This is a genomic window from Parapedobacter indicus, from assembly GCF_900113765.1.
Lineage (GTDB): Bacteria > Bacteroidota > Bacteroidia > Sphingobacteriales > Sphingobacteriaceae > Parapedobacter > Parapedobacter indicus.
In genome coordinates, this window is sequence record NZ_FOQO01000016.1 from 1 (window position 1) to 17,861 (window position 17,861).

Annotated in this window: 14 protein-coding genes; 10 read left to right on the plus strand and 4 right to left on the minus strand. The window is 48.7% G+C overall.

Annotation, left to right across the window (positions count from 1 at the left end; genetic code table 11):
• The first annotated feature begins 114 nt into the window (after positions 1 to 114).
• The 10 genes from BMZ56_RS24340 to BMZ56_RS24385 all read left to right on the plus strand — a co-directional run bounded on the left by BMZ56_RS24340 (position 115) and on the right by BMZ56_RS24385 (position 11,937).
• Complete coding sequence (locus tag BMZ56_RS24340) at positions 115 to 285, plus strand: putative toxin-antitoxin system toxin component, PIN family (RefSeq protein ID WP_256213868.1); 171 nt, start codon at positions 115 to 117, stop codon at positions 283 to 285.
• Positions 286 to 491: 206 nt separating this feature from the next.
• Positions 492 to 1,391: a helix-turn-helix domain-containing protein gene (locus BMZ56_RS24345; protein WP_090632240.1), complete on the plus strand. Its 900-nt coding sequence runs from the start codon at positions 492 to 494 to the stop codon at positions 1,389 to 1,391.
• Positions 1,392 to 1,564: 173 nt separating this feature from the next.
• Complete coding sequence (locus BMZ56_RS24350) at positions 1,565 to 4,267, plus strand: DUF6797 domain-containing protein (RefSeq protein WP_090632244.1); 2,703 nt, start codon at positions 1,565 to 1,567, stop codon at positions 4,265 to 4,267.
• A 10-nt stretch (positions 4,268 to 4,277) separates the two neighbouring features.
• Positions 4,278 to 5,258, plus strand: a complete 981-nt coding sequence (locus tag BMZ56_RS24355) for a sugar phosphate isomerase/epimerase family protein (protein WP_090632245.1) — start codon at positions 4,278 to 4,280, stop codon at positions 5,256 to 5,258.
• A 136-nt stretch (positions 5,259 to 5,394) separates the two neighbouring features.
• Positions 5,395 to 6,777: a glycoside hydrolase family 88 protein gene (locus BMZ56_RS24360; RefSeq protein ID WP_090632247.1), complete on the plus strand. Its 1,383-nt coding sequence runs from the start codon at positions 5,395 to 5,397 to the stop codon at positions 6,775 to 6,777.
• Positions 6,774 to 7,604, plus strand: coding sequence for a sugar phosphate isomerase/epimerase family protein (locus BMZ56_RS24365; protein WP_090632249.1), 831 nt, complete (start codon positions 6,774 to 6,776; stop codon positions 7,602 to 7,604). Before BMZ56_RS24360 ends, BMZ56_RS24365 begins: the two co-directional genes overlap by 4 nt.
• A gap of 10 nt (positions 7,605 to 7,614) precedes the next feature.
• Positions 7,615 to 8,757, plus strand: coding sequence for a Gfo/Idh/MocA family protein (locus BMZ56_RS24370; protein ID WP_090632251.1), 1,143 nt, complete (start codon positions 7,615 to 7,617; stop codon positions 8,755 to 8,757).
• Complete coding sequence (locus BMZ56_RS24375; RefSeq protein WP_090632254.1) at positions 8,754 to 9,524, plus strand: 3-ketoacyl-ACP reductase; 771 nt, start codon at positions 8,754 to 8,756, stop codon at positions 9,522 to 9,524. The genes BMZ56_RS24370 and BMZ56_RS24375 overlap by 4 nt, the downstream gene beginning before the upstream one ends.
• 22 nt (positions 9,525 to 9,546) lie before the next feature.
• Positions 9,547 to 10,788 carry an MFS transporter gene (locus BMZ56_RS24380; protein ID WP_090632256.1) on the plus strand — a complete coding sequence of 414 codons (1,242 nt, stop codon included), beginning with the start codon at positions 9,547 to 9,549 and terminating at the stop codon, positions 10,786 to 10,788.
• 318 nt (positions 10,789 to 11,106) lie between these two features.
• Positions 11,107 to 11,937 carry an RpnC/YadD family protein gene (locus tag BMZ56_RS24385; protein ID WP_090632259.1) on the plus strand — a complete coding sequence of 277 codons (831 nt, stop codon included), beginning with the start codon at positions 11,107 to 11,109 and terminating at the stop codon, positions 11,935 to 11,937.
• On the opposite strand, the gene BMZ56_RS24390 is transcribed toward BMZ56_RS24385, so the two are convergent.
• Genes BMZ56_RS24390 through BMZ56_RS24405 form a run of 4 tightly spaced genes read right to left on the minus strand, consistent with a single transcriptional unit; the run spans position 11,921 to position 17,720 of the window.
• Positions 11,921 to 12,469, minus strand: coding sequence for a hypothetical protein (locus BMZ56_RS24390; protein ID WP_090632261.1), 549 nt, complete (start codon positions 12,467 to 12,469; stop codon positions 11,921 to 11,923). The genes BMZ56_RS24385 and BMZ56_RS24390 overlap by 17 nt on opposite strands.
• Positions 12,470 to 12,504: 35 nt before the next feature.
• On the minus strand, positions 12,505 to 12,786 hold the full coding sequence (locus tag BMZ56_RS24395) for a carboxypeptidase-like regulatory domain-containing protein (protein ID WP_090632264.1): 282 nt from the start codon (positions 12,784 to 12,786) through the stop codon (positions 12,505 to 12,507).
• 27 nt (positions 12,787 to 12,813) lie between these two features.
• Positions 12,814 to 15,195 carry an ABC transporter permease gene (locus tag BMZ56_RS24400; RefSeq protein ID WP_090632266.1) on the minus strand — a complete coding sequence of 794 codons (2,382 nt, stop codon included), beginning with the start codon at positions 15,193 to 15,195 and terminating at the stop codon, positions 12,814 to 12,816.
• Positions 15,196 to 15,239: 44 nt separating this feature from the next.
• Positions 15,240 to 17,720, minus strand: coding sequence for an ABC transporter permease (locus BMZ56_RS24405; RefSeq protein ID WP_090632269.1), 2,481 nt, complete (start codon positions 17,718 to 17,720; stop codon positions 15,240 to 15,242).
• Between the last annotated feature and the right edge of the window lie 141 nt (positions 17,721 to 17,861).

The window sequence follows — 17,861 nt, forward strand, 5'->3', positions numbered from 1 at the left end:
AAACTTTTCTAATATACTGAATTTCAGTATAGTGCACAACTTATTTGTTAATTTAACTGCCATAAACTATAACTTCCTCAAACCGCACAACGGGTATTACCTATTCTTTCATCGGTGGAAATTAAGAGTGATGTGGCAGCGAGTAGGGATGCCAAAGATAATTATTTGCTAGCATTAAGCAAAGACGGTGCTGCAGATTATCTCATTACCGGTGATCCGGATTTACTAATTCTAAAACAGTATGGAAAGACTACCATACTTACAATGGCGGAATCATGGAAATAAATCCGAAATAGAGTCGATAGGTTGATTCATGCATTCGGATCATAAGACCAACCCGGTTTTCGCTTGCAGAAAGAAAGGGTGCTATGAGAACGAATCTCTTTTCCAAAAAAGGATTGATTTCCCATTGTATATATCAGTTACGTTTGTATCTTCATCGTTGGATTTACTAATTATATTCCAAACCTGTGAGTTTATGATGAATACAAATGATCGACCGCATCAAAACGTATGAACTGCCGGGAAGTACAATTCTTCAGGATTTTCAAATCTATGAGGTCAAAGGTGGTGAAATAGCCAATAAGCGCTATCCGCACAAAACGGATCGGCCGCATCGGCATAGTTATTACGAAGTTTGCCTTTTTATGAATGAAGCGGGCAAACACGAGATTGATTTTAATACGTATCCAATTTTGTCCAATAGCGTTCATTTTCTTTCCCCGGGTCAGGTACATCGTATTTTTAGAGATAAAGATTATCATGGTTATTTGATCGTCTTTTCAAGTGAGTTTTTCCCATTGGGGACTTCCCGCCAGGAAAATCCGCTCTTTTATTTTCCATTTTTTAACAACCCGACCATGCTGCCCGTTCTGGATTTAGACGGACAAGCGTTTGATGAAATCCTGCTGCTCGTACGTCAAATGAAGAAAGAGAGTGATCTCGAACAACAGTCAACCAGTGAAATTTTACGAGCGTATCTGCAACTACTGCTGCTGAAATGCAAGCGGCACTACATGTGGAAATTTGCAGAGAAGCAACATATAGGTACTTCTTATTTCGCCCACGTTCAACAGTTCAATATGCTCGTGGAGAAAAAATTCATGGAGCACCTCTTGATTCAGGATTATGCAGAAATGATGGGGATATCGCCGGCGATCCTCAATAGAGCCGTGAAAAAAATAATCGGAAAGACAGCGGCGGAGATTATTGTCGACAGACTCATCTTGCAAGCCAAACGTCTGTTGATTTACACCGATCTTTCCAACAAGGAAATCGCTTTCAGCTTAAACTATGCAGACCCTTCTTATTTCACGCGCACATTTAAAAAGAAAACCGGTAAAAGCCCCTCCCAATTCAAAAAGGAGCTAAACGAAAAGTACCAGTATTAATTAAAAAAATGCTAGCCATCTTGGTGGAGATCGGTAATTTTGAATCCGATTCGGTAAATTGCTCATCGATCAAAAAATCGTGGCAATTGTTCTGGAACAATAACTGATTCATAAACTTAACAGCATTTTATAGCACTTTGCTACGAATTTGACATGTAAATTCGGAAAAAGAAATGGCTAGCGTACATAAACGGCTTTTTTGGTGGGCAGCATTGTTCTTCATGCAGACTGGTTGCGGAGAGCGGCATCAGGCTATTACGACCAATGATTTCGAGACGGCCGAAATCGGCCCATTTGTCGAGGCGGGATTTCCCTTTATCACGGGACCGCTAAATTCCGACAAGTTGGGGCCGGGTTTCCCGGAGCGCAACCGCTCCGCCAGGACGTTGTCAATCAACCTGGGTGACAGTGCCTACGTAGGGTTCGATATGGATTTACTGCGATGGTCGGTGGCTTGGGACGGTGAGTTCTTGCCCATGGTAACCATGTCCCAAATTTCGTATGACGATTTTTTCAATAAAGGTGATCAGATCCCGTCAATTTTGGGTACGCCTAAAATAGCTACGGGTGAGTACGCTGGGTGGACGATTGATACACCGAATTTTCGCGACCCGAGGAATCCGATCGGCGAGGCGGATTCCTATCGATACGGGCCGTTACCCGAGCAGTTCGGCAGGTGGAATGGCCTCTATCTTAAAGGAGACGATATCGGACTATCTTATACGATTGGAACGACAAATATTCTGGAATATCCAAGCAGTACGCGTTTCGGAACCGAAACTGCCTTTTCAAGGACGTTCGCATTAGATGGATTGCAACACGCATTGTATCTCAATGTTGCCGAAGTCGGGAATGAATTGGATACCGAAGTAACGGGCTCCGTCCTGTATATTTATCATGGAGAGGCGCGGGACACCGTTACTGCAATCGGAGTAGTAACCAATCATGCGGAAGGCTTGAGGCCGTCGATCGTCGACAATAAATACATTACAGTACGTTTCCCACCGACCGATGCTCCCATTGAGGCTACCGTGTTGATGTGGAATGGGCCGGTAGCAAAAAAGGACGCTTTTCTGGAGCTATTTAGCAAAGCCAAAATCGAAATGCCAGATTTCGGTCGTGGTGGACCGGCTTACTGGACGGAAACCGTTTATACGCAGGGTGCGTTGTCACCCGATACGGCCGCATACGTTACGGATATATTGACGCTTCCGCTACCTAATCCCTGGAAACGGAACGTACGGGTCGCTGATGCAGCTTTTTTTGACGGCAAGCGTGCCGCTGTCGTTACGTTTTCGGGTGATGTTTGGATCGTAGAAGGAATAGACAAGAACCTGGAGCGTCTGAAATGGCGCCGGTTTGCCTCGGGGCTGTACGAACCGATGAGCATCGAGGTGGTGGACGGTACGGTTTACGTCTTCGGGAAAGAAGGGATTGTGCGGTTGCATGATTTGAACGATGATGGCGTGGCAGATTTTTATGAAAATTTCTGCAACGAAATGGAGCAATCGCTCCACTCGCGTGAATGGGCGGCGGATATGGTGTTGGCGCCGGGGGGCGGATTCTACGTTGCAAAGGGGGGAATTGGCGGCTCTTCGCAGCGAGGCACCATACTCAAGATATCGGCAGATGGGCGGCATGTGGAGACCGTGGCGACGGGTTTGAGGGGACCCTATATCGGTATTCACCCAACGAAAGGTACGCTATCGGCTTCGGATCAGCAGGGCAATTACGTGCCCTCTACTCCCTTGCTGTTGGTGGAAAAGGGGGACTACTTCGGTTTCCCTACCACGCCCGAGGCGCATCAGGCAACCATCAAATCCCCGCTTACCTGGATTCCGCACCGTGTAGATCGCTCGGGTAACAGTCAGACATGGATTACGGGTGGAAAGATGGGGCCGTTGGATGAACAGATGATCCATTTCTCATTTGCGCGCCCCGGCTTGTTCAGGGTACTCATCGATACGACCTCAAACGCACACCAGGGAGGAGTTTCGTTTTTGCGCGCAAATTATCCGGCTCCTACACAAAAAGGTACCATAAACCCGGCCGACGGCCAACTGTACATAACCGGATTTAATTTATGGGGTTCAAGCTCCCAAGGTATAGCGGCTTTTGTCCGGTTGAGGTATACCGGCTTGCCGTTCTATTTGCCTGAGCGGTTCAAGGCAGGTGCGCAGGGAATTGTACTGCGATTTGGTGTGGAGTTGGATTCGGCAGTAGCTAAGGATCCGTTGAGTTTCCAAGTCAAGAGATGGAATTACAAACGTACAAAGGAATACGGGTCAGGCCATTTCAAGCTAGACGGTACGCCGGGAGAGGAATCGATGCCCGTATTTTCATCACACCTCTCTGCCGACCGTAAGGCGGTTTTGCTGGTTGTACCCAAGATGGAGCAGGTGATGCAAATGGAGGTGCTGTATAACCTTCGGTCGGCGGATGGAGCCGTGTTGGAAGATGGCTTTTGGTTTACCGTGAACGAGGTGGACGAAATCGATCTGACCGGAGAAGGGTTTAACCAGCCGATCGATTTGTCGATAAACCTGGCTGCGGATCGTTCAGGGAGAACCGCTGACGAGCGTCCTTCCGAAGAAAAAGGCGCCCAACTTTTCAAAGCGGTGGCATGCGCAGGTTGTCATTCCACCGGTGTCAAGACCGACGGATTTTACGGCCCGCCCTTCAAGGATCTCTTCCTATCGGAGCGCCGGTTTGAAGACGGCACATCGGGAAAGGCCGACGCGGATTATATCCGTGAATCCATTCTAACGCCCGCTAAAAAAATTGTAAAAGGATACGATGCCGAGATGCCTTCCTATTTAGGAATGCTCTCCGAGAGCGATGTCGAATCGCTGGTGTTATATATTAAAACCTTATAATTGATCGCATATGTCACATCGTAAACAGCCCCGACTCTTGTCACGCAGAAGCTTTATGAAGCAAGCCGCAGTTGCAGCAGCCGTATTGCCGGCGGTCTCAACCGGTTTATATCCAGGTGGTCCGGCAAACGGAAAAAAGGCAGAAAACGCATTGGAAGTGCATATTTTTTCAAAGAGCCTACATTTTCTCGACCATCAGCGCATGGCGGAGTTTGCTGCAAAAGTAGGTTTTGACGGCGTGGATCTCACCGTGCGGCCCAGCGGACATGTGGAGCCGGAAAATGTGTCTGTAGACTTACCGAAAGCGGTCAAAGCAATTCATCAAGCAGGTTTGAAAGCCAAGATGATCGCTACGGCCATGGCAGATCCAGCCGATGCCGTGGGACGTAACGTTTTAGAAGTGGCAGCCGGTCTCGGCATTCGCTTTTACCGGACAAACTATTTCCAATACCTTAAGGATGAACCTGTGCCCGAGTCGATCGCTTTTTTCCAGGATCGTGCGAAAAAACTAAGCGAATTGAATCGAAAGCTGGGTATTGTCGGATGCTACCAGAACCACGCCGGATTGATGATGGGGGCCTCATTGTGGGAACTGTGGGAGATCCTGCGGCATGCAGATCACGACAGCTTGGGGGTGCAGTATGACGTTCGCCATGCCGTTGCAGAAGGAGGTCTATCTTGGGTAAATGGCCTGCGGTTAATCCATCCCCATATCAAAACGATCGTGTTAAAAGATTTCAAATGGGTCGAACAGCAGAGTGGGCAATGGCGTCCCGTTAGCACACCGATTGGGGAGGGAATGGTTGATTTTAAAAAGTATTTCCGAATGTTGAAAGACTTCAATATACAGGTACCGGCGTCGTTGCACATGGAATACCCGTTGGGCGGGGCCGAGTCGGGCGCGAAACAATTGACCATCGGGCAGGAAAAAGTATTTGACGCGATGAAAAGCGATCTGTTGGCGATTCGTAAGCTTTGGCAAGAAGCTTAGTAATAGTATGGGTAAGCCGAACTAAACAAAAAGTACCAGTTTTAATTCGAAAAGTGCTTACCCACCTTCCGGGTGAACGATATATTTGAATGCTATAAAGCTAATTATTAACATTAAACGCAAAAAAAATTATTGAATGATTAGGATCGATTTTAACCTCATGCCGGTTGATTTATCGGGTCAGTTACAGCGATTTTGGGAGCTTTCGGGTGAAAAAATCAGCGCTATCGAAAGGGAGTATGAGCTCGGAAAAGGGACGCCCGTATTTACTGTTGAAGGTAAATATACCACCCGCGGTTGGACGGAATGGACCCAGGGGTTCCAGTTCGGGTCTTCCATCCTCCAATTTGACGCTACGGGAGGCGACGAATTTCTTGAAAAGGGGCGGACAAAGACATTAGCGCTCATGGCTCCGCATGTAAGTCATACCGGTGTGCACGACCACGGGTTCAATAATGTCAGTACCTATGGCAACCTGCTTCGGTTAATGGTGGAAGGAAAGACCCCGTTCAATGAATGGGAGAAGAATTTTTATGAGCTGGCGCTGAAAGTGTCCGGTGCGGTCCAGGCCAGCAGGTGGACACCGATCAAAAACGGTGGATTCATTTATTCCTTCAATGGTCCACATTCCCTTTTTGTGGATACCATGCGTACCATCCGGATTCTGATGCTTAGTCATAAACTCGGACATGTACTGCAACAGGAAAATGACGTGAAAGTAAATCTGTTGGTCCGTGCCTTGCAGCATGCCCGGGCCACCGCAGATTACTCAGTTTTTTATGGTGAGGGCCGGGATCGTTACGATCTTTGGGGCCGGACCGCCCACGAAAGCATCTTCAATACCAACGATGGGAATTTCCGCAGTCCCAACGCGCAGCAAGGGTATACCGGTTTTTCTACCTGGACAAGGGGCCTTGCGTGGGCGATGGTCGGATTCGCCGAACAGCTGGAGTTCCTCGATACGGTTTCCGACGAGGACTTGGCGGCTTACGGAAGCCGGGAGGGAGTTGCGCAATTTATGCGCAGGGCTGCGGAGGCGACCTGTGATTTCTATATTGAACATACACCTATAGACGGTATCCCGTATTGGGACACCGGTGCACCCAACCTGCATAAACTTGGCGATTACCTTTCTGTTCCGGCCAATCCTTACAACGACTTTGAGCCGGTGGATAGCTCGGCTGCTGCTATTGGGGCACAGGGATTACTCAGGTTGGGCAATTACTTGAAGAACAAAGGTGAGCAGGAAAAGGGTACGAAATATTGGCAGGCGGGACTGACGGTTTTACGGTCGTTGCTGGCAGAACCCTATTTGAGCACTGACCCCGATCACCAAGGCATTATTCTCCACTCCATTTACCATCAGCCGAATGGATGGGACCACATCCCAGCGGGCCAGAAGATTGCCTGCGGCGAATCCAGCATGTGGGGCGACTACCATGCCCGCGAGGTCGCACTCTACGTGCAGCGAGTGATCGAAAATAAACCTTATTATACATTTTATAATGGCGTGTTATGAGTGCGGGGAAGATCGTAGACCTCAATAAACTATGTATCCATACGATAACCACGAAGCATTGGTCGATCGAGGAAGCGGCCGAAAACTATAGCAAGGTCGGCGTAAAAGGGATTTCGGTATGGCGGCAGTACCTGGATGGACGGAATATTGCGGGCACGGGGGAAATGCTCCGTGCGCACGGCCTGGAGATCGTATCCCTCGTGAGAGGTGGGTTTTTCGCTTCGACTTCGCTGGATGCGAGAAATAAAGCATTGGCAGCTAATAAAAAGGCGATTGATGAGGCTGCGGCGTTGGGTGCTCCGATGATTGTGTTGGTTTGTGGGGCGGATCCGGGACAGCCGTTGGAAGTGTCGAGACAGCAGATCCAAGCCGGAATCGAAACCCTTTTGCCGCATGCGATCGAAAGCGGCGTCAAATTAGCCATCGAACCCCTGCATCCGATGTATGCCGATACGCGGTCGGCTGTGAACACCCTGGCACAGGCTAATGACATGGCCGAAGCAATTGATTCGGAATATGTTGGTGTAGCGGCGGACGTCTATCACATCTGGTGGGACCCCGATCTCGAGCAGCAGCTCATGCGGTGTGGCCGTAACAATAACCTGTTTGCTTTCCACATCTGCGACTGGATGAGCCCGACAGTTGATTTTTTAAACGACCGCGGACTTATGGGTGAAGGTTGTATTCCCATCCGTAAAATCCGCGGGTGGGCAGAAGCTGCGGGATTCCGTGGCTATAACGAAGTGGAAATTTTTTCCGATCGATTGTGGTCGGGGGATCAGCATGAGTTTTTAAAAAGAATTGTAAAAAGCTATTATCAAAGTTGAGTTAAAGTATATGAAACATCGTGTAGGAATTATTATGAATGGTGTGACGGGCCGTATGGGCACCAACCAGCATTTAATGCGAAGCATTGTTGAGCTAATCAAGCAAGGCGGCGTGAAGCTGGCTAATGGTGATACCATTATGCCCGACGCGGTGCTGGTGGGAAGGAATCAAGCCAAGCTGGAGGAACTGAGCAAACGGTCAGGGATTACTAAAATATCCACGGATCTGGATGCCGTGCTCCAGGATGAAAGTTATACCGTTTATTTCGATGCCCAGACAACCGGGCGCCGCGCAGAAGCCATCCGGAAGGCCGTACAGGCCGGTAAACACATTTATTGTGAAAAGCCAATGGCAACCGACACGGCCACTGCCTTGGAGCTATTTGAGCTATGCAAGAAAGCCGGCGTAAAAAATGGCGTGGTGCAGGACAAACTGTGGTTGCCGGGTCTCAGGAAAGTAAAGCGGTTGATCGAAAGCGGTTTCTTTGGGAAAATTCTTTCCGTCCGGGGAGAGTTCGGTTATTGGGTGTTTGAAGGGGATACCATTCCTGCCCAGCGGCCTTCGTGGAATTACCGTAAAGAAGACGACGGCGGCATTATCGTGGATATGCTCTGCCATTGGCGGTATGTGCTGGACAATATTTTCGGAAAGGTAAAAGCGGTTTCCTGTCTGGGCGCAACCCATATCAAAGAACGGGTGGATGAACAGGGGAATACCTATGCGTGTACGGCCGACGATTCGGCGTATGCCACATTCGAGCTGGAAGGCGATGTCATCGCGCATTTCAATTCATCGTGGACCGTCAGAGTAAGAAGGGACGACCTGCTCACCCTGCAGATTGACGGCACCAAGGGGTCGGCAGTGGCGGGGTTACGGGAGTGCTATGTGCAGCACTACGGCAATACGCCCAAGCCGGTATGGAATCCCGACATTCCGCAACCGATTAACTTCTATGAAGGATGGTCCAAGGTCCCCGATCAGGAGACCTATGACAACGCGTTTAAAGTACAATGGGAACTTTTCCTGAAGCACGTCGTGCTGGATGAACCCTTCCCATGGGATATGAAAGAAGGTGCGAAAGGGATCCAGCTCGCCGAAAAGGGAATCGAAAGCTGGGAGAAGCGGGCTTGGGTTGAAGTTCCGGAATTATGAAAAAGGTAGCATTGATAACCGGTGGGTCCAGGGGAATTGGACTGGGTATCGCGCGATCTCTCGCCGGGGCTGGATTCGATCTGGCCATCAACGGTATGCGGGAAGAAGAAAAGGCCGCAACATCGCTTGAAGCATTGCGGCAACTGGGTGCCGATGTGATGTATTGCCGGGGTGATGTGGGTGACGCGCAGGCCCGGCGCGAAATTATGGACCAGGTAAAGACACATTTTGGGCGGCTGAATGTGCTGGTGAACAACGCCGGGGTGGCACCGAAGGAGCGGAAAGATATTTTGGAAGCCACGGAAGAGAGTTTCGATTATGTATTACGGACGAATCTGACCGGTCCGTACTTTTTATCGCAGGCTGCCGCAAACTGGATGATTGAACAAAAATCGGCGGATGCCGGTTTCGAAGCGGCAATTATCAACATCTCTTCCATTTCGGCTACGGTCGTATCCACAAATAGGGGGGAGTATTGCGTAGGCAAAGCAGGCATGAGTATGGCCACGCAACTGTTTGCGGCGCGATTGGGCGAATACTATATACCGGTATATGAGGTTCGCCCGGGGATCGTCGCTACAGATATGACCGCAAAAGTAACGGAAAAGTACGATAAGTTGATCGCAGAAGGTCTTTGCGTACTGCCCAGGTGGGGGATGCCAGACGATGTGGGAAAAGCGGTTGCGGCGCTGGCTACCGGCTATTTTCCCTATACGACGGGGCAAGTCATAATGGTTGACGGAGGGATGAACATCCCCCGGTTGTAGGTCATTCATAAAACCCAAGAAAATGGATAACAGCATTCAATTGAACCCGATGGAACCAGGACTGAGAAGTTCAAAAAGGTACATCCTTATTACCGCGTTTTTGGCGCTCTTTGCCGTTGTAGGATTTGGATTCTATGGCTTGCCGTTCTTTTTTGATTTCATTATGGAAGAGCGCGGTTGGTCCAGAACCGTCATCACATCGGGTAACGCTGTTGGCAAACTGGTTGTGGCCCCGTTGTTTGGTTTTTTTGCGGGCTGGTTGATCGATCGATATGGGCCCAGGCAGCTGATGATGACAGGCGCTTTGATGTTGGCCATTGCATTGATCGGGATTAGCTATTCCAGCTCCCTGGAAATGTTTTATCTCTTTTACGTATTTAATGCACTAGGTTATGTTTTTGGAGGGCCTCTGCCGTGCCAAGTGTTGATTTCCAGGTGGTTTAATAAAAATAGAGGCAAGGCGATGGGCATCGCCTATTTAGGTATAGGCGCCGGTGGTGCATTAGCGCCTTTGCTCGCAGCCAGACTTGAACAGCGGTATGATTGGCATTTGGCACTGGCTATTTTGGGGATACTCGGGTTTCTGATGGTCTTTATTTTTTCCTATTTTATCAAAGACAAACGGGAAATGCCTGTGCCGGCGGTTGAGCGAAAAGTGGATGGTGGCTCCATGCGGCAGATTCTCAGAAGCCGCAATTTTTACCTGCTGGCCATCGGTAGTATGTGCTCAATCGGGGTCGTAGGCGGCATAGGTCAACATATCAAGCTCTATTTGAGTGATCTGAACTATTCGCAACAGGAGGCCGCAAATGTGATGTCGTTTGTGTTGCTGTCGAGCTTGATCGGCCGGGTCATGATGGGCTGGTTGGCCGATCTAATTAACCGAAAGTATGTCATGTTACTGATATACCTCGTTGTCATGGGATCGATCCCGCTGCTCTTGGTCCCGGAATTTCCAGGACGCATCTATATTTTCGCGATTATTTTCGGTATCGGGCTTGGTGGCGATTACATGATCATTCCCTTGATGGCCGGTGATTTGTTCGGCTTGAAGGCACTTGGCAGGACGATGGGGATTATTCTTGTAGCCGATGGGGTCGCGGAGGCAATTTTCCCGGTTCTCCTGGGTGCATTATACAATGAAAGTGTAGGGTATACCGTAGGGTTTTCGGTATTGATCGGAGTTGCATTGCTGGGGGCGGTGTTTATTGTGCTTATACCCAGGCCTTTGGGAGCAGATCAGGCATACAAAGCCGGGCACTGACGTAAATCAGCTCACACCTCGAATACGGATTATCCACGGGGTAGTAAATGGACAAAGGCTGTAGAAAGCTTGCTGGATACCTGTTGCGGTTATGCAGAAAGAGCATGTGTTTGGACCCGTGCGAAGACTCCAGCCCGTAGCGGACTGGGCTTCGCTTCAACGCTACAACGAAAGCCGTCTCTAGCAAATAGGGCCGGTTTTTTAATTTTCTGTTGTCGGTTTTGTTGTCAGTTTTTGAGCCGTTCCTCTCATTCATTACGTAATCCTAAAAAGCTAATTTATTTAGCTATTCTCTGTTGTATTTATTATGTTTGGCCCATGCCTAACGAAAAGAATAAGATAACCGAAGCCGCTATCTACGATAAACTGTTTCGCGAGATATCGCCTGTTTTCCTGATGGTGTTAGTGGAAAAGGTTCTCGGGTTGGATATCGTGGAATATACCGAACTGAAAGATAAACTGCAGATTACTCGGCAAAAGGAAACCGATACCTTGCGCAAGGTGAGGGACAGCAACGGCAATGTTTTTATCCTGCAGATTGAGATACAGACTCAGAATAATCCTAAAATGGCAGTGCAGATGGCCGATTACTGGATCCTGTTGCACCAGATACATGAGTTACCCATCAGGCAATATGTCCTTTATGTCGGGCCAGATCCATTGGCGATGTCCGACCGGTTGGAGTTGCCCAACTTTAATTTCCAGTATACGTTACTGTCATTTTCAGATTTGTCTTATGATTTGTTTATTGGGGCCGAGCAGCCGGAGGTTAAGATGTTGGCGTTACTGGGTGATTTAAAGGGAACAGATCCATTTGGCCTTACCGAGGACATCGTCAGAACGATTGATAAGCTGCCCGAGCCGGTAAGCATCAAGGAAAACCGGCTGATGCAGTTGCGGATATTGATTCAATTACGTAAATTTACACCACGATTGGAGGTAGCTATGTTGAAAGCAGCATCATTTTTTAAGGAAGAAAAAGACCCATTTTATAAGAGGGGGCAAGTCAAGGGTGCAGAAAAAGAGCGCGCTAAAGCCTATACTGAGAAGCTGAGATCGGCTCAAAAAATGAAACAGAGCGGCTTTGAGGATGCTATTATCGCCGATGTTCTTGAGTTGCCCCTGGAGGTGGTTAGGAAACTACAATAACCTGCGTTCTGCCAAGTGAGGATCGGTCCCGCTGTCTTTCCTGCAATTTCCCTTCGTATTCACCGGCCTCTTTGGTGAAAATCGTTCCAGTTCCCTTGACCATGGCTAGCGTGAGTACATTGCTGGATTCACCCGTAGTGCCCCATGCATCTACCCCTTCCAAGGTTGCCAGCAAGTCACCGCAGTGGGTGATGCCGTATTGCGCAAGATCGACGGTGATCCATTTGTTCTTCGCACCGGTATGGACAACGATGTTCTCGGGTAGAAGGGAGCTGCCCGGTTTGCCGTCTTTAAATGGCAGCAGATCTAACCGGAATGCTACGCTGTCCCATTCGTTGTTCCGGATACGGAATACGAACGATTTGATGGGGTTGGAACGATCTACGTCACGGATAACCACGCCACGCATTCGGCCGCGGCTACTGGAGAAATCCCCCCAACCCGTTCGTCGGCTATCCGGTTTGGTAAAACCGATTGCCCGGGTTTTCCGTTCCCTCGCGGTAACAATGACCGGTTCGATGGTATAGACCAACGGACGAAGTTGCAGCAGGTGATTGGTCGTGACGTCTAGATCTCTAACGCATATACCGTCGTTTGATATCCGATATAGGAAACCGTGATGCTATCTGAGGCGCCTGACCGGGAAATATCCAATGTAAACGTTCCGTCACTTCGGGTGACGACCCGTTGATTCTGTCCAATGATGGAGACGGTCGCATAGCATAGCGGTTCCCGAGTTTCTGCGTCCCCGACGATACCTTTGAGTGTTTGACCGAATCCAAGGAATGAAGATAGCAGCAGGGTGCTAACTAACAGTCCTGCCTGTTTTGAAGTGTTTATCGAGGCCATTGTAATCGATCATTTAGCGGACACTGTTTATTCATCCCTTAAGCTATCCACTGGATTGGTCAGCGCAGCCTTGACGGCCTGCGAACTTACGGTGAGTACCGCAATCACCACAGCAACCAATCCTGCCATCGCAAATATCCACCATTGGATATCAATACGGTAGGCAAAGCCTCGTAGCCAGTCATTCATGATCCACCAAGCGAGGGGCGAAGCAATGACGATGGCTATGAGGACCAGTTTCACGAAATCCTTCGAGAGCAGTCGTACGATGCCTGCAACCGAGGCACCCAGTACTTTACGAATGCCAATTTCTTTGGTTCGGCGTTCCGTATCGAAGGCGGCGAGACCAAATAATCCCAGACATGAGATCAAAATCGTTAGCAAGGCAAAATATTTTGCCAGGACAAGCGTCTGCTCTTCCGCCACGTACTGTGCCCGGAAGGATTCTTCCAGAAATTTCAGATCCAGCGTATAACCTGAATTCCATGTTGAATAAAGGCGGTGGAGCTCGGCAATAACATCGTGCGCCGACCCTTCCCGGATACGCACCATGGCCATACCGATTTGTTCGGGATTGTAGTAAAAAACCAGGGGGGCGATAGGCTGGTGAATGGATGCGGTATGAAAATCCTTGACCACCCCCAGTACGGTCTTTTCTTCCCCCCAAAACGTTACCTTGGTTCCAACGGGATCCGTTAACCCCATGACCGCTGCCGCAGTTTCATTCAACAGGAGGTAGGACGCGTTATCTCCCAAATCAGTCGAAAACGTTTTTCCTTCATCCAGGCGTATACCAAGCGTTGAAATCAGGTTTTCGTCGACCGACCGGACCATGAAGTCGATGTTCCGGCTTGCGTCCTTTCCGGGCCATTCCAATCCATAGGTAGACGATCCCCCGTCTTCCGTGATAAGTGTCTGGCTGATTCCGCCTGCCTGAATTACGCCCGGAACTTTTTTGATCTCTTCAAAGAGGGTTTTTTTGTGTTCAAATGCTCTGCCCTCTAGGTTAAAGTAGACGACGTGTTCCTTTTCGTAGCCAACCGGCTTATTTCGTGCAAACTCAATTTGTTGGTAAACGATCAGGACCGATACGATCAGCACAAACGATACGACAAACTGGAAGATAACAAATCCCTTTCTTACAAGGAACTGACCAATCTTGCCTTCCAATTTTCCTTTGAGTGTAACCAAGGGCTTGAATCCCGAAAGGTAAAGGGCCGGATAGCTGCCGGCCAGTATGCCGGTTATTAGCGTAAGTGAAAAAAAAGCGAACAGCTGGCTGGGAGCGTACTGAAGTGCCAACTGCTTACCCGTAATGAAATTGAACTGTGGTATCAATACGGACACGAGGACCAACGCGATGACCGCCGCCACGAACGTGACCAAAATCGACTCGCCCAAAAACTGGTAAATCAAGCTCCGTCGCCCGCTTCCCAGCAGTTTCTTAATGCCGATTTCCTTCATTCTGCCTGCGACTTTCGCCGTGGATAGATTCATAAAGTTGATCGAAGCAATCAGCAATAGCAGGAAGGCAATGGCAGAAAATAACCTGACATAGGTAATCCTGCCGCCGGCCTGCTCGCCGTCCTCATAGTTGCCGTAGAGGTACGCATCGGAGTATTTTCGTATAAAAAGGGAGAAAATGTTGCCGTTTTGGTACCGGTCGATATACCGTTCAATCTTTTTATTGAACGCCGTTACATCCACTCCTTCCGTTAATAAAAGATACGTTTGAGGACCGGTATTATTCCAGGAAGCGCCGTTTGTCCAGACGTCTTCAATCAACTTTTGCTTGGTGAGTACCACATCGAATTGAAGCGTGGAGCGGGGATCCACATTTTTAAATACGCCTGTCACCGCAGACAGATGGTCAACGCCGAATGCGCTCCATTCGATGGGTTTGCCCAATGCCGCCTCCGTAGTTCCGAATAGCTTTAATGCCATGTCTTCGGAAATGACGACACTGTTTTTTTCCTTCAATACGGCGGCGGATTCTCCTTGTATGAGTGGAAACGTGAAAACTTCAAAAAACGTACGGCTCGAAAACAAACAGGCAGATTTGAAAGATTCTTCACCACTCTTCATCGTAATGTCCATGCCTTCTCGTTCGAGATTCATCACCGTGACAGACTTTTCCACCTCTGGAAGGTCTTTTTCCATCGCTTCTGACAAGGGCCCCTGCGTATTCTCAAGAATTCTTATCTGACTGTTTTCGGTGCTTTTTTGCAGCACCTGGTAGAGCCTTTCGTCATTGACGTGAAACTTATCTACGGCCCTTTCATCTTGTATCCATAAGTAAAGTAAAAAAGCAAAAGCCAAACCTGTCGAGAGGCCCACCAGGTTAATGACGAAAGAAGACCGGTGTTTTCGTACACTTCGGAAAGCGATGGTCAGCATATGTTTTAACATACCGTTGTTTTTTGGTTTCTTGATTTTTTCTCTTTCACTCTCGTTTACTCCTCACGCAAGCTGTCCACTGGATTGGATACCGCCGCACGTATTGCCTGCCAGCTCACGGTGAGTAGCGCAATCACCACGGCCGTGAGTCCCGCCGTAGCAAACATCCACCACTGAATGTCGATGCGGTAGGCAAAATCTTCCAGCCATTTGTTCATGGCCCACCAAGCGATGGGTGAAGCGATGACGATGGCAACCAAAACCAGCCTGACAAAATCTTTGGACAACATGGTTACGATGCCGGAGATCGATGCACCCAGCACTTTGCGGATACCGATTTCTTTGGTGCGGAGTTGTGTGGCGAAGATAACCAGCCCCAGTAGTCCAATGCAAGCGATGGCAATCGCTAATACGCTAAAGATACCGATGATTTGGGCAGTCCGTTGGTCAGATTCATATTGTTGGGCAAGTTCTTCTTTAAGGAAGCTATATTCAAAAGGGATATTGGGCTCAAATGATTGCCACAATTGGTTTATTTTCTCCAATACCGATGATATTTCCCCTGGTGAGACACGGACTGCAATAGTCGAATAAGGCGTATTGTACGATTGAGAGGACTCATGGAACAGCGCAAACGGCTGAATCGGTTGATGCAACGACTCCGTATGGAAGTCTTTCATTACACCGATGATTTGATAAGACTCCGCGGCGTTGCCGCCGGGATACTTGATCATCTTGCCGATCGGTTTTTTATAGCCTATTCGTTTGGCGGCCGTCTCGTTGATGAGAACCGTCCGAGTATCATCATAGGTATCCATAAAATTTCGTCCTGCAACCAAGGATATGTCCATGGTTTCGACGAAATCAATGTCGGTTAGGTACGACACCAGCATGATATCCTTGACACTGGGCTCATCACCGGCGTTGGGCAGCGGCACATAGAAATCGCCATGGCCACCCCTGCCGGGTAGACTGGAGGAAATCGAGGCGTTCTTTATGGAGGTAAGTTGCTTCAATTCAGCTATGAAACTGTTTTGTTGTTCGCCCAAACGTTCGGTGTTTGAGATAACCAATACGTTTTCTTCATCCAACCCCAGATCATGGATTTGTGTATATTTCAACTGCTGGAAAACCACGAGGGTGCAAATGACCAGCGCAATGGAAATCGTGAATTGGAAGATAATCAGGCCGCTTCTGGCGCCGCTATGACCTGCTGATCCGGCCGTGGCTTTTTGCCCTTTTAATACGGCTATGGGGTTGAATGCGCTGAGGTAAAAGGCGGGGTAACTACCCGCAAGCAGGGTACAAATGAAAACCAGCAATACCGGGTATATCCAGTCACCGTATGACCAAAGGTTTCCGAAGGCGATCATCTTGCCGGTTAACTGATTGAAATGCGGAATGGTCATGTAGATGAGTATCAACGACATCAGAAAAGCCAAGACGCTTAACGCGAATGCCTCTGCAAAAAATTGCAGGGCCACTTCTCTGCGACTAGAGCCCACAACTTTGCGCACGCCGATTTCCTTTGCCCGCTTTGATGCACCTGCGGTGGATAGGTTCATAAAATTCACGCAAGCCAATAACAAAATAAACAACGCGATGATGCCAAAAAAATAAACGGTCTTGATATTTCCCTGATCGGCAACTTCCGAAATAATGTTGGCAGAATACAAGTGGATATCCAGTAAAGGTTGCAGACTGAAATCCCATTTTCCGCCCTTTTTCAAAAACTCGTCGTACGGTTGTCCGATGCGATCGAAGGCACTGGCCGCATATTGGCGTACCATGGCAGGGAATTTGGCTTCGAGGTTTGCGACGGCAGCCGCATCGGTGGGTACATGGTCCTTGAATTTGACATAGGTAGCGACATTCAGCCAGACCCAGCTCCAATCAAAGTATTTCACGTCGGCAGCATTTGAGATGGGAATCAAAAAGTCGAACGAGAGCGAACTTGGGACAGGCGGAAAAGTCACAACACCCGTTACGATATAGGGCTGCTCGTCGCCCTCAATGAACAGCGCTTGCCCCATCGGGTCGGCATTACCGAAGTATTTGCTGGCCGTGGCTTCGGTAAGTACAATGCTATGTGGATCTGACAGACATGTGTTACGCTCGCCATATCGCAATGGATAGGTAAGCACCTGCAGGAAATTGGAGTCGACCCCAAGTATACCCCGCTCGTTGAATCGGGCCTTCTGATTCGCGTCTCCCGCCGAGCGGACAATTTTTTGTCCCGGTCGGTAAAGGCGGGTATAGCTTTCGATTTCGGGGAAATTTGCCAAAAGTGTTTTCCCCACCGGGGGTGGGGTATAACCGGCGTAAAACTCTTCTTCACCCATTTTGCCGTTGATATTTACCCTGAAGATACGCTCGGCATCCGCAAAATGACGATCATATTGGTATTCGTTTTTGATAAAAAGTACAATCAGCATAACACAGGTAATGCCTAAGGTCAGCCCAAATAGATTAATAAGCGCTTGCACCCTGTTTCGGGTGGCATTCCGCCAAGCGATTTTGAAGTAGTTCTTTATCATTTTATTCCGTGTTCAGTGGCAAGTGAACAGTGTCCGGAGACCTGCCGTTATTGCCTATAGTCGTTTATACGTCTTTATTCATTTATCGTTGTTCCTCGATCTCTGTTCCTGTAACCCTCTCTTTTTCCACCATCACTGACC

Coding starts and splice junctions, on each gene's coding strand:
- BMZ56_RS24370 (WP_090632251.1), top strand. CDS start 7,615: ATGAAACATCGTGTAGGAATTATTATGAATGGTGTGACGGGCCGTATG.
- BMZ56_RS24405 (WP_090632269.1), bottom strand. CDS start 17,720: ATGATAAAGAACTACTTCAAAATCGCTTGGCGGAATGCCACCCGAAAC.
- BMZ56_RS24350 (WP_090632244.1), top strand. CDS start 1,565: ATGGCTAGCGTACATAAACGGCTTTTTTGGTGGGCAGCATTGTTCTTC.
- BMZ56_RS24365 (WP_090632249.1), top strand. CDS start 6,774: ATGAGTGCGGGGAAGATCGTAGACCTCAATAAACTATGTATCCATACG.
- BMZ56_RS24355 (WP_090632245.1), top strand. CDS start 4,278: ATGTCACATCGTAAACAGCCCCGACTCTTGTCACGCAGAAGCTTTATG.
- BMZ56_RS24345 (WP_090632240.1), top strand. CDS start 492: ATGATCGACCGCATCAAAACGTATGAACTGCCGGGAAGTACAATTCTT.
- BMZ56_RS24400 (WP_090632266.1), bottom strand. CDS start 15,195: ATGTTAAAACATATGCTGACCATCGCTTTCCGAAGTGTACGAAAACAC.
- BMZ56_RS24395 (WP_090632264.1), bottom strand. CDS start 12,786: ATGGCCTCGATAAACACTTCAAAACAGGCAGGACTGTTAGTTAGCACC.
- BMZ56_RS24380 (WP_090632256.1), top strand. CDS start 9,547: ATGGATAACAGCATTCAATTGAACCCGATGGAACCAGGACTGAGAAGT.
- BMZ56_RS24375 (WP_090632254.1), top strand. CDS start 8,754: ATGAAAAAGGTAGCATTGATAACCGGTGGGTCCAGGGGAATTGGACTG.
- BMZ56_RS24360 (WP_090632247.1), top strand. CDS start 5,395: ATGATTAGGATCGATTTTAACCTCATGCCGGTTGATTTATCGGGTCAG.
- BMZ56_RS24385 (WP_090632259.1), top strand. CDS start 11,107: ATGCCTAACGAAAAGAATAAGATAACCGAAGCCGCTATCTACGATAAA.